This window comes from Bradyrhizobium macuxiense (genome assembly GCF_007993935.1).
GTDB classification, from domain to species: domain Bacteria; phylum Pseudomonadota; class Alphaproteobacteria; order Rhizobiales; family Xanthobacteraceae; genus Bradyrhizobium; species Bradyrhizobium macuxiense_A.
The window spans coordinates 284960-298958 of the sequence record NZ_VITY01000002.1; the positions used below are offsets into that span (position 1 = coordinate 284960).

At 64.2% G+C, this 13999-nt stretch carries 17 protein-coding genes; 14 read left to right on the forward strand and 3 right to left on the reverse strand.

Translation table 11 applies throughout. The features are described from left to right. Positions 1–84 precede the first annotated feature (84 nt). A complete protein-coding gene (locus tag FBZ93_RS05510; protein WP_050420144.1) occupies positions 85–855 on the reverse strand; it encodes an IclR family transcriptional regulator domain-containing protein in 771 nt (256 codons plus the stop codon). Between the two features lie 178 nt (positions 856–1033). On the opposite strand from FBZ93_RS05510, the gene FBZ93_RS05515 reads away from it, so the two are divergent. The 8 genes from FBZ93_RS05515 (at position 1034) to FBZ93_RS40500 (ending at position 8174) form a co-directional block, all read left to right on the forward strand. Next, the gene (locus FBZ93_RS05515; RefSeq protein ID WP_146984943.1) at positions 1034–1525 is read left to right on the forward strand and encodes a MaoC family dehydratase; all 492 of its coding nucleotides are present in this window, start codon (positions 1034–1036) and stop codon (positions 1523–1525) included. An 11-nt stretch (positions 1526–1536) separates the two neighbouring features. Beyond that, positions 1537–1989, forward strand: a complete 453-nt coding sequence (locus FBZ93_RS05520) for a MaoC family dehydratase (protein ID WP_146984944.1) — start codon at positions 1537–1539, stop codon at positions 1987–1989. Between the two features lie 232 nt (positions 1990–2221). Further along, entirely contained in the window at positions 2222–3529 is a 1308-nt protein-coding gene (locus FBZ93_RS05525; RefSeq protein ID WP_146984945.1) for an MFS transporter, read from the forward strand. Positions 3530–3726: 197 nt separating this feature from the next. After that, positions 3727–5346: a GMC family oxidoreductase gene (locus FBZ93_RS05530; protein ID WP_146984946.1), complete on the forward strand. Its 1620-nt coding sequence runs from the start codon at positions 3727–3729 to the stop codon at positions 5344–5346. Continuing rightward, complete coding sequence (locus FBZ93_RS05535) at positions 5343–6245, forward strand: alpha/beta fold hydrolase (protein ID WP_146984947.1); 903 nt, start codon at positions 5343–5345, stop codon at positions 6243–6245. Before FBZ93_RS05530 ends, FBZ93_RS05535 begins: the two co-directional genes overlap by 4 nt. A 638-nt stretch (positions 6246–6883) precedes the next feature. After that, positions 6884–7351: a hypothetical protein gene (locus FBZ93_RS05545; protein ID WP_146984949.1), complete on the forward strand. Its 468-nt coding sequence runs from the start codon at positions 6884–6886 to the stop codon at positions 7349–7351. 118 nt (positions 7352–7469) lie between these two features. After that, the gene (locus FBZ93_RS05550) at positions 7470–7703 is read left to right on the forward strand and encodes a hypothetical protein (protein WP_146984950.1); all 234 of its coding nucleotides are present in this window, start codon (positions 7470–7472) and stop codon (positions 7701–7703) included. Positions 7704–7847: 144 nt separating this feature from the next. Beyond that, positions 7848–8174, forward strand: a complete 327-nt coding sequence (locus FBZ93_RS40500) for a hypothetical protein (RefSeq protein ID WP_246667374.1) — start codon at positions 7848–7850, stop codon at positions 8172–8174. Between the two features lie 35 nt (positions 8175–8209). Here the strand turns inward: FBZ93_RS40500 and cax are convergent, their stop codons facing one another. Then, the gene (gene cax, locus FBZ93_RS05560) at positions 8210–9313 is read right to left on the reverse strand and encodes a calcium/proton exchanger (protein WP_146984951.1); all 1104 of its coding nucleotides are present in this window, start codon (positions 9311–9313) and stop codon (positions 8210–8212) included. 244 nt (positions 9314–9557) lie between these two features. On the opposite strand from cax, the gene FBZ93_RS05565 reads away from it, so the two are divergent. Together FBZ93_RS05565 and FBZ93_RS40505 are read left to right on the forward strand one after the other, a co-directional pair. Beyond that, positions 9558–10064 (forward strand): Spy/CpxP family protein refolding chaperone, encoded by a 507-nt coding sequence (locus FBZ93_RS05565; protein WP_246667375.1) that lies wholly within the window; start codon positions 9558–9560, stop codon positions 10062–10064. A 152-nt stretch (positions 10065–10216) separates the two neighbouring features. Beyond that, positions 10217–10483, forward strand: a complete 267-nt coding sequence (locus FBZ93_RS40505; protein WP_167528936.1) for a hypothetical protein — start codon at positions 10217–10219, stop codon at positions 10481–10483. Between the two features lie 100 nt (positions 10484–10583). Here FBZ93_RS40505 and FBZ93_RS05575 read toward each other — a convergent pair whose 3' ends face one another. Beyond that, positions 10584–10991 (reverse strand): GFA family protein, encoded by a 408-nt coding sequence (locus FBZ93_RS05575; protein ID WP_146984953.1) that lies wholly within the window; start codon positions 10989–10991, stop codon positions 10584–10586. Between the two features lie 251 nt (positions 10992–11242). On the opposite strand from FBZ93_RS05575, the gene FBZ93_RS05580 reads away from it, so the two are divergent. From FBZ93_RS05580 to FBZ93_RS05595, 4 genes are all read left to right on the forward strand, one after another. Then, positions 11243–12196, forward strand: a complete 954-nt coding sequence (locus tag FBZ93_RS05580) for a metallophosphoesterase family protein (protein WP_074129154.1) — start codon at positions 11243–11245, stop codon at positions 12194–12196. Positions 12197–12220: 24 nt separating this feature from the next. Further along, a complete protein-coding gene (locus FBZ93_RS05585) occupies positions 12221–12544 on the forward strand; it encodes a cupredoxin domain-containing protein (RefSeq protein WP_146984954.1) in 324 nt (107 codons plus the stop codon). A 94-nt stretch (positions 12545–12638) separates the two neighbouring features. Next, positions 12639–13196: a sigma-70 family RNA polymerase sigma factor gene (locus FBZ93_RS05590; RefSeq protein ID WP_146984955.1), complete on the forward strand. Its 558-nt coding sequence runs from the start codon at positions 12639–12641 to the stop codon at positions 13194–13196. Next, a complete protein-coding gene (locus FBZ93_RS05595) occupies positions 13193–13957 on the forward strand; it encodes an anti-sigma factor family protein (protein ID WP_146984956.1) in 765 nt (254 codons plus the stop codon). Before FBZ93_RS05590 ends, FBZ93_RS05595 begins: the two co-directional genes overlap by 4 nt. Positions 13958–13999 lie beyond the last annotated feature (42 nt).

Genomic DNA, 13999 nt, shown 5'->3' on the forward strand with positions numbered 1-13999 from the left:
TTCCGAATGCCCCATTACATCACAGGCGGGGCTCGGCGGCCTGATCTAAGCAGGCAACGCGATCGGAGACAACGGCCTGGCGAGCTAGCCCGACGTCAGCATCTGGCTGCGGATCTCCTGCGCGGTGCGGCGCAGCGGCAGCAGGAATTTCTTGCGCGCGCCGGCCTCGCTGACCGTGCCCGAGATCGTGTTGACGCTGAGCGCCGCGACCACGGAGCCTGCCGGATCGCGCAGCGGCACCGCGATGCCGCAGATCGCGGGATCGAGCTCACCGTCGACCCAGGCATAGCCGTCGCTCTCGACCCGCAGCAGCAGTTCACCGAGCCGCTCCGGATCGGTCACCGTGCGCGGCGTGACCTGCTTGAAGCCGCCGGTCGCAAGATAGGCTTCGCGGGTGCCGGGCGGCAGCGCCGCGAGCATGACGCGGCCGAGCGACACCAGATGCGCCGGCAGCCGACTGCCGACGCCGAGATTGGCGGAAAGAATCCGCCGCGCCGGCAGGCGTAGCGCATAGACGATCTCGTCCTCGTCGAGCACCGCCATCGCGCAGGACTCGCCGATCTCGTTGCGCAGATTTTCCAGCGCACGCTGCGCGTGGCCCCAATAGGGCAGCGCGTTGAGATAGGACAGGCCGAGCCCGAGCGCGCGCGGCCGCAGGCTGAAATATCGTCCGTCGGAAGCGCAGTATTTCAGCGCCACCAGGGTCGCGAGGATGCGGCGCGCGGTGGCGCGGTTGAGGCCGGCGGTATCGGCGGCCTCCGCCAGCGTGTGACGCCCCGGCGGCTTGCCGAGCGCCTCGATGATCGAGAAGCCACGCGCGATCGCGCGCACGAAGCCGTCACTCTCTTTGCTCATCGCGTTTTGCTCAAGGCTCTGCGGGAGATTTTGGTTCTGCTCATGACATCGCAAGCCGCATGGCTGCCTGCACATGACGCGGCCCTGCCCGCTTGTCAGGGGCACTCGACCGCGCTAGCGTCAATTCATACAGCGAATTAATTGTTCGCCTGGCGAACTCATAGCAGGAGGATACACGATGGCGCAAGCAGAAAGTTCTGCGGCCACCCCGTTCGAGACCGATTTCTGGAAGGACGCGAAGCTGCGCAAGATGTGGGACGACATCGTCCCCGGAGAGCCGCGCAAGACGCTGCCCTACAAGCTGACGCAGGAGGCGATCGCGCTGTACTGCCGCGCGGTCGGCGAAACCAATCCGCTCTATCTGGACGAAGCGGCCGCCAAGGCCGGACCCTATGGCGGGCTGGTCGCGCCGCCCGCGATCCATATTCTGCTGATGTTCGCCTGCACGCCGGCCGACGACTGGATGCGCTCGCCGGGCACTGTCAATGCCGGGCAGTCCTGGAGCTACAACATCCCCGCCCGCCCCGGCGACACCATCACCCTGCAGGCCCGCGCGCTCGACAAGTTCATCAAGCGCGAGCGGCTGTTCGTGGTGCACGACAACGTCTTCTTCAACCAGCATGGCGATGTGATCTGCTCGGGTCGCGGCCAGACCATCCGTCCGATGTAAGGAGGATCACCATGACCTCAGCGAATTTCGATGCTCTCAAGGCCGGCGACACCATCGACGGTCCCGTTTTCGCGGTCTCGCGCGAATCGATCCGCCTGTTCTGCGATGCCTCGCTCGACTACAACCCGCTGCATCTCGACGACGACTACATGAAGGGCGATTTCGGCAAGACCAATTTCGGCGGCATCATCTTGCACGGCATGAACAATTTCGGCCTGATCTCGCGCATGCTGACCGACTGGGCGCTTCCTGCGGGCGCGATCCATCGCAGGCTCGAGACGCGCTGGCTGAAGCCGGTGAAGCCCGGCGACACCATCCGTCCCGCAGGCACCATCAAGGCCAAGCAGACCACGTCGAAATCGCGCTGGGTGCTGGTCGACGTCGCCGTGCAGAACCAGCGCGGCGAGACGGTCGCCGCCGGTGAAGCGATGCTGGAATTTCCGGCGAGCGCAAAGGCGAGCTAGCGGCGCGCATTTTGATCTGAGCAAAGGCTCCACCTCGCCTCGCCCCGCCTGCGGGGAGAGGCCGGAATGCATCGCCAGATGCATTCCGGGTGAGGGGGAGCCTCCGCAGGCTCAACTCTCTCCGTCTATGCGGAAGCAGCCCCTCACCCCGTAAGAGCGGGGCGAGGGAGCCCAGTTCCCTCGCGGCGATGCCATTTGCGCAACAATCAAAAAGAGTCATTCGGAGGTTTCGATGCAGGACGCGGCCCATTCGCGGCTCTATGGACGGATCGCCTGGCGCCTGATCCCGTTCCTGCTGGCGTGCTACACGGTTGCGATCATCGATCGCTTCAATATCGGCTTTGCCAAGCTGCAATTCCTGCACGATCTGAACATCGATGACGCGGTGTTCGGGCTGGCTGCCGGCATCTTCTCGGTCGGGTATGTCGCGCTCGAAGTGCCGAGCAATCTGCTGCTGGTCAGGATCGGCGTCCGCAAGACGCTGCTGCGGATCATGGTGCTGTGGGGCACCGTCACCGTGCTGCTGGCGCTGGTGCAGAACCAGTATCACCTTTATCTGCTGCGCTTCCTGCTCGGCGCCGCCGAGGGCGGATTCTTCCCCGGCATCCTGTATTACCTGACGCTGTGGTTTCCGGACCGCGTGCGCGGCCGCATGACGAGCCTGTTCGTGATGGCGGTGCCGCTCGGCGGCGTCATCGCAGGCCCGTTGTCGGGCCTGATCATGGACCACATGCAGGGCGTCCACGGCCTGCACGGCTGGCAGTGGCTGTTCGTCCTCGAGGGCGTTCCCGCGGTGCTGCTCGGCATCGCCGCGTATCTCTATCTCGCTGATGGACCGCATGCTGCGCGCTGGCTCAGCGCCGACGAGCGACGGCAGGTGGCAAATGATCTCGCCCGCGACCGCGCCGCCGCCCCGGGCACGACCCGCAGCTTCGCGGCAGCGCTGCGCGAGCCGCGCGTCTATCTGCTGTCGTTCATCTATTTCGCGTTCTTCTGCTCGCTCAACACCATCCTGCTGTGGACGCCGACACTGCTGAAGCGCGTTGGCGTCGCGACCACCACCGAGATCGGCTGGCTGAGCGGCGCGATCTCGGTCGCATCTGCGATCGGCATGGTCGCGATCGGCTACAGCTCCGATCGCACCCGCGAGCGGCGCTGGCATGTGGTCACTTGCGGCCTCGTCGCGGCGGCGTGCTTCATCGCCTTGCAGACCGCGCAAAGCAGCATCCTGCTGACCGTGACGCTGCTTGCCATTGCCTCGGTCGGCATTTTCGCGATCCTGTCGCTGTTCTGGACCATTCCGAACGCGATGCTCGAGGGCAGCGCCGCCGCGGGCGGGATCGCATTGATCAGCGCGATCGGCTCGTTCGGTGGCGCGGTCTGCCCTGCCCTGATCGGCTGGATGAATGTCGCGACCGGGAGCATCTATGCACCGCTCGCCCTCGTCGGCGCCGTACTCGGAATCGGCATGCTGACGCTGATTGTCTGTGTTCCCCGAGCGAGACATCAGGTCACATTGGCCGAACCGAGCCGTCCCTGATCATCCAGCGCACGCCCGGTATCCACTGCCGGGCTTGTCTCGACCGGCTGCGTCTGGATAGAACTCGGTTCTGACTCTGTCAGAATCGAGTTCTATTTTCTTGTATTGACGCGTTTTCTTCACGCCAACCGGGCTCCACTTCGCTCGAAAACGCTTTAGAAGGCAGTCAACAAAAGACGCTTGCCGGGAACGAGGACATGCCGCGAAGGCTCGAGGGTGATTTCGACTACATTATCGTCGGCGCGGGCACGGCGGGCTGCATCATGGCCAACCGCCTGTCGGCCGATCTAAACAAGCGCGTGCTGCTGCTGGAGGCCGGCGGCAAGGACAACTGGATCTGGTTTCACATCCCGGTCGGCTATCTCTTCGCGATCGGCAATCCGCGCTCGGACTGGATGTTCAAGACCGAGGCCGAGCCCGGCCTCAACGGCCGTGCGCTCGCCTATCCGCGCGGCAAGGTGATCGGCGGCTCGTCGGCGATCAACGCCATGATCTCGATGCGCGGCCAGGCTGCGGATTACGATCACTGGCGCCAGCTCGGCCTCACCGGCTGGAGCTACGAGGACGTGCTGCCGGCGTTCAAGAAGCTGGAGGATCATTTCCTCGGTGCAAGCGAGCAGCACGGCGTCGGCGGCGGCTGGCGCATCGAGGCGCCGCGGCTGTCGTGGCAGATCCTCGATGCGGTCGGCGATGCCGCCGAGGAGATGGGCATCAAGCGCATCCCGGATTTCAACACCGGCGACAATGAAGGCACCAGCTATTTCCACGTCAACCAGAAGCGCGGCCGGCGCTGGTCGTCGGCGCGCGGGTTTTTGAAGCCGGTGCTGAATCGCAGCAATCTCAGGCTCGAGACCGAGGTGCTGGTCGACCGCATGATCATCGAGAGCGGCCGCGCCGCCGGCGTGCTGTTCCGCCAAGGCGACGAGGTCGTCGAGGCACGCGCCAAGGGCGAGGTGATTCTCTGCGCCGGCTCGATCGGAACCACGCAGGTGCTGCATCGTTCCGGCATCGGCCCGGCCGAATGGCTGTCGCCGCTCGGCGTCGACATCGTGGCCGACGTGCAGGGCATCGGCCACAATCTGCAGGACCATCTGCAGCAGCGTGCGATCTACCAGGTGTCGGGCGTGCGCACGCTGAACGAGACCTATTACAATCTCGTGCGCCGCGGCCTGATGGGCCTCGACTATGCATTCCGCCGCCGCGGACCGCTGACCATGGCGCCGTCGCAGCTCGGCATCTTCACGCGCTCGGATGCGACGCGCTCACGCGCCAACATCCAGTTCCATGTGCAGCCGCTGTCGCTCGACAAGTTCGGCGATCCCCTGCATCGCTTCCCCGCGATCACGGTGAGCGCCTGCAATCTGCAACCGACCTCGCGCGGTACGGTGCGCATCCGCTCGACCGCGCCCGACGACAAGCCGTCAATCGCGCCGAACTACCTTTCGACCGAGGACGATCGCCAGGTCGCGGCCGACGCGATCCGCACCACGCGCAGACTGATGAAGCAGAAGGCACTGGAGAAATATCATCCCGAAGAGTTCCTGCCCGGTCCCTCGGTCGGCGATGACGACGCCTCGCTCGCCAAGGCCGCCGGCGACATCGGCACCACGATCTTCCACCCGGTCGGCACCGCGAAGATGGGAGCGGCGAACGATCCGATGGCCGTGGTCGACGAGCGGCTGCGCTTCTACGGCCTGCACGGCCTGCGCATCGCGGATGCATCCGTAATGCCGACCATCACCTCGGGCAACACCAACACGCCGACCGCAATGATCGCCGAGAAAGGTGCGACGATGATCTTGCAGGATGCAAGATGACGCAGCCGCAGCGGATTTTCGTTGGCGATGCCGGATCGCAGATCGCGCTGGCACGATGGGGCGAGCCCTCGTCCGGCAAGCCCCCGGCGCTGCTGCTGCACGGCACCGGCTTTGTCGCCGAAGTCTGGACCGAGGTCGCGGAGGCGCTGGCCGCCGACTACACCGTCCATGCACTCGATCGCCGCGGTCATGGCCTGAGCCACAAGCCGGCCGCCGACCGCTATCACTTCCAGGATTTCGCCGATGATGTCTGCATGGTGGTCGAACGCCTCGGCCTCTATGACATCTACGGCATCGGCCACAGCGCCGGCGCGACCGACCTGATGCTCGCCACGAAGCTGATGCCGGACCGCTTCGCGCGGCTGTTCGTGACGGAGCCGACCGCGATGGATCCGCGCACCCCGCGCAGCGGCGGCCTGAGCGACATCGCACGCGGATCGGTGCAGGGCGTGCTGCGCCGCCGGGCCGAATTCGACAATGCCGACGATCTGTTCCGGCGATTGCGCGCCGCGCCGGCGTTCGCGCCGTGGACCGAGCCGTCACTATGGGCCTACGTCCATCACGGATTTGCGCGGCTCGACGACGGCCGCGTGCAGCTGCACTGCACGCCGGAAATCGAGTCGGGGCTGCTTGAGCCGATCTTCCAGGCCATGGAGCAGACCTACACCGGCGACGCCCGCGGCAATCCGTTCCCGTGGTTCTCCGAGATCGCCTGCCCGGTCCGTATCGCAACCGCCGAACAGTCATGGCCGATCTACAAGGAGATGGCCGACCGCGCCGCAGCGCTGATCCCGCACGCCAGCCGCTGGACGTTCGACAACGTCGGACATTGCGTCGCGCAGGAAGCGCCGGAGCTGATGGTTGCCGCGCTCAGGACGTTCGCGGCGCGCACCAGCTAGGCGGTGCACGCATAAAGGCGTTCTGTCCGCTCCTGGCCAAGGCCGAGACGGCACGGGTCCATAGACGATACTGACCAATTGCGCGCTGGACAGCAGCCGATCATCAAATCATCGGCGATCGCCGAATGGCCTCGCCGAGTAGACCGATGCACGCACCGGCTGGATCGTCAGCCGATAGACGATCAGATTGGTGCCATCGAATGCTTCAAGCAAGTAGTCGCAGACAGGGCAGTGATACTCACCCTTGGCGCCGGGTTTAGACCATAGCTCCAACCGCCGGAAACCTGCGCCACAGCACGCGCACGTTACATCCGCTTTCCACACGTTCATCCTCTTGGTCACGCTCTGTAAAAAGACTGGTGAAACTCGGCAAAGAAATGGGGGCTGTCACCTGACTGAGGCGAGACCAAATGTCATGGAGCCTCCCAGGCTTGCATTCTAGGCAAGATGCTTCGGCAGCAAAGTGCAGATTGTGCCTGAGGAGGATAACGACAGACGGCTGCCCTTGTTCGAATGAGCGCCCCCTGCAGAGCGAGCTCTTTGAAGGCGATTGCGTTTCGTTGATCTACGTCAAGCCCGCGCACCGAAATTGTCGCAGTTTCACCGTTCGCAATATCATCCGCTAAGGAGGACACGCCATGCTTCGTTGTATCCTCGCGGCACTGGCAGCTCTGGTGCTCGTTGCTGTCTGCCTGGTTCCTGATGATGCCTACGCCCGTCGTGGCGGCGGAGGTGGCGGCTTCCGCGGTGGCGGAGGCGGCGGATTTCACCGTGGCGGCATGCATGCCGGCGCCGGCAGAGTGCATGCTGGTGCTGGACGGATCCACGGCGGAGGATATCGCGTTGCCGGCCGCCCGCGTCCCTCACACCCGATCGCCGGCCGTCCGGGCTATCCCGGTCGACCGATTGCAGGTCGCCCCGGCCGTCCGGTCGCAGGATATCCCGGTTATGGCGGAGGCTACTATCGACCTGGCTGGGGATACGGTGCAGCGGCAGCCGGCGCTGCGGCCGCAGCCGGCGCATACTATGGCAGCTACGGCTACTACGGGAACCAGAACAACTGCTACTACAACGAATACAACCAGCTGATCTGCCCGCAATACTAGTATTGATGGCAGTGCGATTGAGCCGTGATGACTGGCCCGCTCGTGCGGTCGCGCCGGACGGGCGCGTTGACCAGACCTGTGATGACGTCTTGCGTTTGCGTTCCAGGGAGACAAACCGATGGAGTACGGCGCTTTTAGCGACGCGAGCCTGAAGATGATGCACGAGGCGGTTCGCGGCGCGCTCGAGGCCGATGATGAATTCGAGGGTCGTGGAGACGAGCCGGTTTTTCGGGTGCGAACGACAGCCGAGTGGAAGCGTCACGCCGCCAATCTCGAGGACGAGATGTCGAGACGAGGACTCCAGGTTGACGTCATAGACTGGACGAGCAGGCAGGGAGAGCTTGCACTTTGAGGTCGCGCGGCACAGGTCCACCGCAAGCGCTTTTCGTTCTTCCCTGCAAATTGCAGCCGGAACGGCTTGATCCAGATCAACGGCTCCCACGGGCGAATGGCGTTCAAACCACGCTGGGTAGGACCGAAAGATTGGAGGACAGCCATGAAGGCAAATCCAAAGACATTCGCGTTAGCTGCGACCGTCGTCGCATGTGCCACGCTGCTGTCCGTCGGCTGGTCGCAACACAGCGGCATCTCGGTTTCCGTTGAGCGCGCGCAAGCGCGCGTCGGCCGTCCCCTGACGCCCGCAAGCGTCGCCGGTGTTGCCCGCCGCCAGACACGACGTGCGGTGTACGGCACCGCTGCCGTGGGAGCTGCGGCCGCAGGCGCGTATGGCTATTATCACTATCCTTCCAGCGGTCAGGGCTTCGTCTGTCAGCCCGGCACGTATTTTCGCGGCGAAGACGGCCGCCAGCATCTCTGCCAATAGCCAGAGATAATCCGCGAGCAGGCTGGCGCGGCCGATCAGATCGGTCCGTGCGATCCCGGTGGCACCATATACAGCGTCATGGCAAAAATCGCGTAGATGAACACCAGCAAGACGCCAATAAACCAAGCCGACTTTCCGCTGTTGGTGATGAAGCAGGACGTGACGGAGGCGATCATGACCATCGTCACGGCACCTGGCCAGAACTGCAGGTCCATTGGCTTCGGACCGATGACGTAGCTGAGAAGAACAAGCGCCGGCGCGACGAACAGAGCGATTTGAGACGCGCTTCCGAGCGCGATGCTGACGCTCATGTCCAGCCGGTTCTTGCGCGCCGCAGAGAACGCGACCGCCATCTCCGCCGCAGCCCCGACCAGCGCGACGATGATGAAACCGACAAACGCCGCGCTCAAGCCCAGCGTCTCACCCGCCTTCTGCACCGAGCTCACGAATATCTCGCTCACCAAGGCAACCAGCACGGTAACCACGATGAGTGTGGCCGAAGCCAGTCCGATCGGCCAACCAGCGCCATCCGTCTCGCCATGGTCCCCGCTCTCAAATAGCTCCTTGTGGGTCTTGAGCGAGAACAGCAAGCCAAGCCCGTAAGCACATATCAGCAGCACCGCGAGGCCGGTGCTGAGCGTCTGCGCCATGACTTCGCCTCGTGCCTGATCAAGGTCGGCAACAGCTGCGGGGGCAAGCAGCGCAACCGTGGCCATCAGCAGCAGCGCTGCGTACATCCTCCCGCCGGCCCGATTGTACTCCTGAACGTGATGACGGAGCCCGCCGAGCAGGAACGATGCGCCGAGCATGAAGAGCGAATTGGTGACAATGGCGCCGGCGATCGATGCCTTGACCAGCATGTATTCTCCGGCGTGGAGTGCGGCGATCGCGATGATCAGTTCCGTCAGATTTCCGAGCGTTGCATTGAGCAAGCCTCCGATCGCATCGCCGGTCTTCTCGGCGACACTCTCCGTTGCGTGGCTGAGAAGCGCAGCCAACGGCACGATGCTCAGGACGGCAAGCACAAACAGCGCCGTGTGTGCGGTGGGAGCCACGTGTTCGACCACCAGTACGACCGGCACGAAGACCAGCATCCAAAGTATTGGATTGTGACGAATTTCCTTGAGCAAGAGGTGCATGGGACCGCCCGATTGAAGGGAGTTCGATAGTGCTTTCTGAGCGCCATCGGGCGATCGAGCTTGATCTAGCTCAATCCGGCGCCCGATCTCGCCGGGCACGCCCCCCCGGAATTCCCCGATCTTTCGAACGGTCGGGGGTGCGTCCCCATCTGCGGCTGTTTTCGCTGTTGACCTAGATCAACCCGCAGCGGCTCCGGCCATGTCCTCCTGATCGGGGACGTCCACAAGAGATCAGGAGTTTGCCATGACGAGGAACGCAGCTGTCGCAGCGGTTGCACTGTTGGTCACGACCTCGTCTCTCGCCTTCGCGGCGGAGACATCCTCGACTGTCGGCGTGGCGCCACCCAGCGCAGCCGATCTCAAGAGCCTGACCGACATGCGTGTCGGCGTTGTCAAGGCCGCCCTGCAACTCACGCCCGATCAGGAGAAATACTGGCCGGCGATCGAAGATGCGATCCGCGCACGGGCGAAGAATCGGCAAGCTCGGTTGGAGCGGATCGCCGAGTTGCACGAGAACGGCCCGATGGACGGCCTTCATGAAGGCAATCCGGTCGAACTCATGCAGCGCAGAGCGGACCGGCTCATTCAGCGCGGGACCGATCTCAAGAAACTTTCCGATGCCTGGGAACCGCTCTACAAGACGTTGAGCGATGATCAGAAGAGACGCATGGCATTCGTGTCGTACGCCGTCATGCGCGGCGTGCGAAATGCGATCGAGCAGCAAGGCGGTCCGGAGGACGAGGACGAATAAGGGACGGACGGCTGCCGCCCGCGCGCAAAAGAAAGTCGCCGTCCCCTTGCGGGGACGGCGGAAGCCACTCACGCAGTACTGGAACGATCAGAGCGTTTTCCAGCAAGGTGGACACCGGTCCGCGTGAGGAAAACGCGTCAAACAGGAAGCTAGTGTTTGCCGTGGTGCTCGGCGTGATGCCGGCTCGCTTCGGTGTGGTGATGCTGGGCGTGGCTGGCGTGACCATGGGCGCTGTGGGCGTGATGCGCCGCCTTCTCGTGATTGCCCTCTTGGTGGTGCTTGGCGGCTTCGCGATGATGACGCGCCGCGTGCTCGTGATGCTCGGCTGCCTTGTGATGATGCTCAACGCCTGCGTGGTCGCTCATGATGATCTCCCGGTGTGGCGAATGAAGTCTGCCATCCTTAAGCAGGAGCGCTGACATTATGCTGACGGCCGCAAGACAACGGTGTTGCGGCCGTTCATCTACGTTGCGCGGCATCGTCGTGCTGCGGCGCGCATCGTCGCCGCAACATCGCCGGTCATTCCGTCGGCGGAAAGCGATCGAAGGCCGGCAGCTCGTGCGCCGTTTCCATCCAGTGCAGCCGCTCCGCAACCTGGATATGCATCGTGGCCGGCACCGCGCCGGGATCGTCATAGGTGCCGCTCTGAATGTCGATGAACCCGGGCAACATGTTGCCGTTGGTGTAGAAAAGCCCGCTGCCGCAATTCGCACAGAAATACCGCCGGCCATGCTCCGAGGATCGGTAGATCTTGGCCTCGCCCTTGGTCACCTTGAGGGCGTCCTCGGCGACCATCACCCAGCCGACCATCGGCGCGCCGGCATGCCGCCGGCAATCGGTGCAGTGACATAGCGTGTGGACGACCGGTTCCCCGCTCACCTCGTAACGAATCTCGCCGCAGTGACAGCCGCCGGTGACGTTGCCCATGTTTTCCTCCGACCGATCAGTGGTTTGCCCGGTCGATAGCGTTGCAGGCCCGCCGCCTTCAATGGCGCATCTTGCCCTTGCGGCCACCTGTCGCGTGGTCCGCGCGGTCGCCGATCATGCGGTCGACTTCCCCGGTTCTCACGAAATCGTCATCCCTGCCCCCAACCCCCTCCAAAGCCGCGGGAATAAAGCCCCGGCCGCTCCGATCATCTCCCCGGAAACCCAATCCCTGGGCCCACGGGAGACTTGTCATGAGCGGACACGATCACAATCACCACGATGAGGAAAAAGGCGTCAGCCGACGCAAGGTGCTGGAATGCATGACCTGGGCCGGCACCGGCGTACTCTGGACCGTCACCGGCGGCGTGCCGCATTCGCTCGGCATCGTCGGCTCGGCCGCCGCTGCCGAAGCCACCACCGGCATGACCTTCATGCAGATCAGCGACAGCCATGTCGGCTTCGACAAGCCGGCCAACCCGAACGCCATCGGCACGCTGGAAGAGGCCATCAACAAGGTCAAGGCGATGCAGGTCAAGCCGTCCTTCATGATCCACACCGGCGACATCACCCATCTGTCGAAGGCGTCCGAATTCGATGACGCCGATCGCATCATCTCGCAGGCCAAGCTCGACGTGCATTACGTGCCGGGCGAGCACGACTTCATCGACGAGGAGGTCAAGCTCTACAAGGAGCGTTACGGCAAGGGCACCAAGGGCCCGGGCTACTATTCCTTCGACGCCGGCGGCGTGCATTTCGTCGGCCTCGTCAACGTCGTCGACCTCAAGGGCGGCGGTCTCGGCAATCTCGGCAACGAGCAGCTCGAATGGCTCGAGAACGACCTCAAGGGCCGCTCCAAGTCGACCCCGATCGTGCTGTTCGCCCACATCCCGCTGTGGACGGTCTATCCGCAATGGGGCTGGGGCACCGAGGACGGCGCCCGCGCGCTGGAATACGTCAAGGGCTTCGGCTCGGTCACCGTGCTGAACGGCCACATCCACCAGGTGATGCAGAAGGTCGAGGGCAACGTCACCTTCCACACCGCGCGTTCGACGGCCTTCCCGCAGCCGGCGCCGGGTGCCGCCCCCTCGCCCGGCCCGATGAAGGTCGAGGATGCCAAGCTGCGCAGCATGCTCGGCGTCGCCAGCATCAACTTCAAGCAGAACAGCCAGCCGCTGGCGATCATCGACACGCCGCTGCAGGGCTGACGGACAAGGCTGAGGAAAGAGACGATGAGTACGATCAATCGACGCGACTTCGGGATTGCCGTGGTCGCGGCCATGCTGCTGCCTGTCACGGCCGCCCGCGCCGAAGATACCGCGGTCCACATCGACAACTTCTCGTTCGCGCCGAACCCGCTCGACGTGAAGGTCGGCACGACAGTGACCTGGACCAACCGCGACGACATCCCGCACACCGTGGTGTGCGCGGGAAAATTCCGCTCCAAGACCATGGATACCGACGGCACCTTCTCGTTCACCTTCACGGAGCCCGGCGAATACAAGTATTTCTGCTCGCTGCATCCGCACATGACAGGCAGTATCAAGGTTGGGTAACGTGACCAGCCATACAATCGCAGCCATGCCCGGCCGGTGGCCCTCAGCCCCCAGCCGGGCACAAGCCGTCTCTCGACAAGCCGGGCAGGACACGATGGTTGTCAACGCGTCGCAAGACGATCCCGAAAAGGCACGGCGCTTCCGCGAAGCCGCGCTGCCCTACCTTGACGACGCCTACACCCTGGCGCGCTATTTGCTGCGCGATGCCGCCGACGCCGAGGACGCGGTGCAGGAATGCTATCTGCGCGCCTACAAGCATTTCGACAGCTACCGGGGACCTGCGATGAAGCCGTGGCTGTTCGCGATCCTGCGCAATGTCTGCCGCGCCGAATATGCCCGCCGCAAGACCGCCCCGACGGCGGTCGAGGAGCTGCCCGAAGGCGGCGAGCAGACCCCGATGTGGAACGAAGCCCCGGAGACACCGGAAAAGCAGATGCTGCGCCGCTTCGACGGCGACACCGTGCGCAAGCTGGTCGCGGCGCTCGCCGAGCCGTTCCGCGAGACCTTTGTGCTCAGGGAAATCCAGAATCTTTCATACCGCGAGATCGCCGATGTCGCCGCCGTGCCGGTCGGCACCGTGATGTCCCGTCTCGCGCGCGCCCGCGCCATGCTGCGATCAGCCTGGCTCGCGGAACAGGAGCGAGCGAAATGACCTGCGAGGAAGCCGAAGTGCTGATCCACGCGCTGATCGACGGCGAACTCGACGCCGGCCATGCACGCGAAGTGGAAGCCCATATCGAGGGATGCGCGCATTGCGCCGCCCTGATGAAGGAATATCAGGAGATCCGCCAGGCGATCGCCGAGAGCGACCTGCGCTACAAGGCGCCGCTCGAGCTGCGCCGCAAGATCGAGAAGGCCCTGCCACAGCCGCAGGCGGCGCCGAGCCGGCGCTCGGTACTGCGCGGCTTCGCGATGGGCTCGGCGGTATCGGCGATGGCGGCAACGGGCCTCGTCGCGATCGTGCTGCGCAACGACGACGAGCAGCGCATCGAGAACGAGGTGGTGTCGGCGCATCTGCGCTCGCTGCAGGCCGGCCATCTGATCGACGTGGTCTCGACCGATCAGCATACGGTCAAGCCCTGGTTCAACGGCAAGCTCGATGTCTCGCCACCGGTGATCGACCTCACCGCGCAGGGCTTCACCCTGATCGGCGGCCGGCTCGACTACGTCAACGCCCGCGAGATCGGCGCCGTGGTCTACAAGCGGCGCCAGCACGTGATCAATCTGTTCGTGGCGCAGACGGCAAATACCGAACGCAAGACGGCGAAGGTCTCGACGTTGCAGGGCTTCAACATCCGGCGCTGGAGCGACCGCGGCCTGAATTACTGGGCGGTCAGCGATCTCGGCGCCGACGAGCTCAGCGAGTTCGGCGACAAGTTCGAGAGCGCGATGCGCGCGAACAAGGAAGGGTGAGTTTCGAACCCTTGCTCCACATCTGTCATTGCGAGGAGCGAC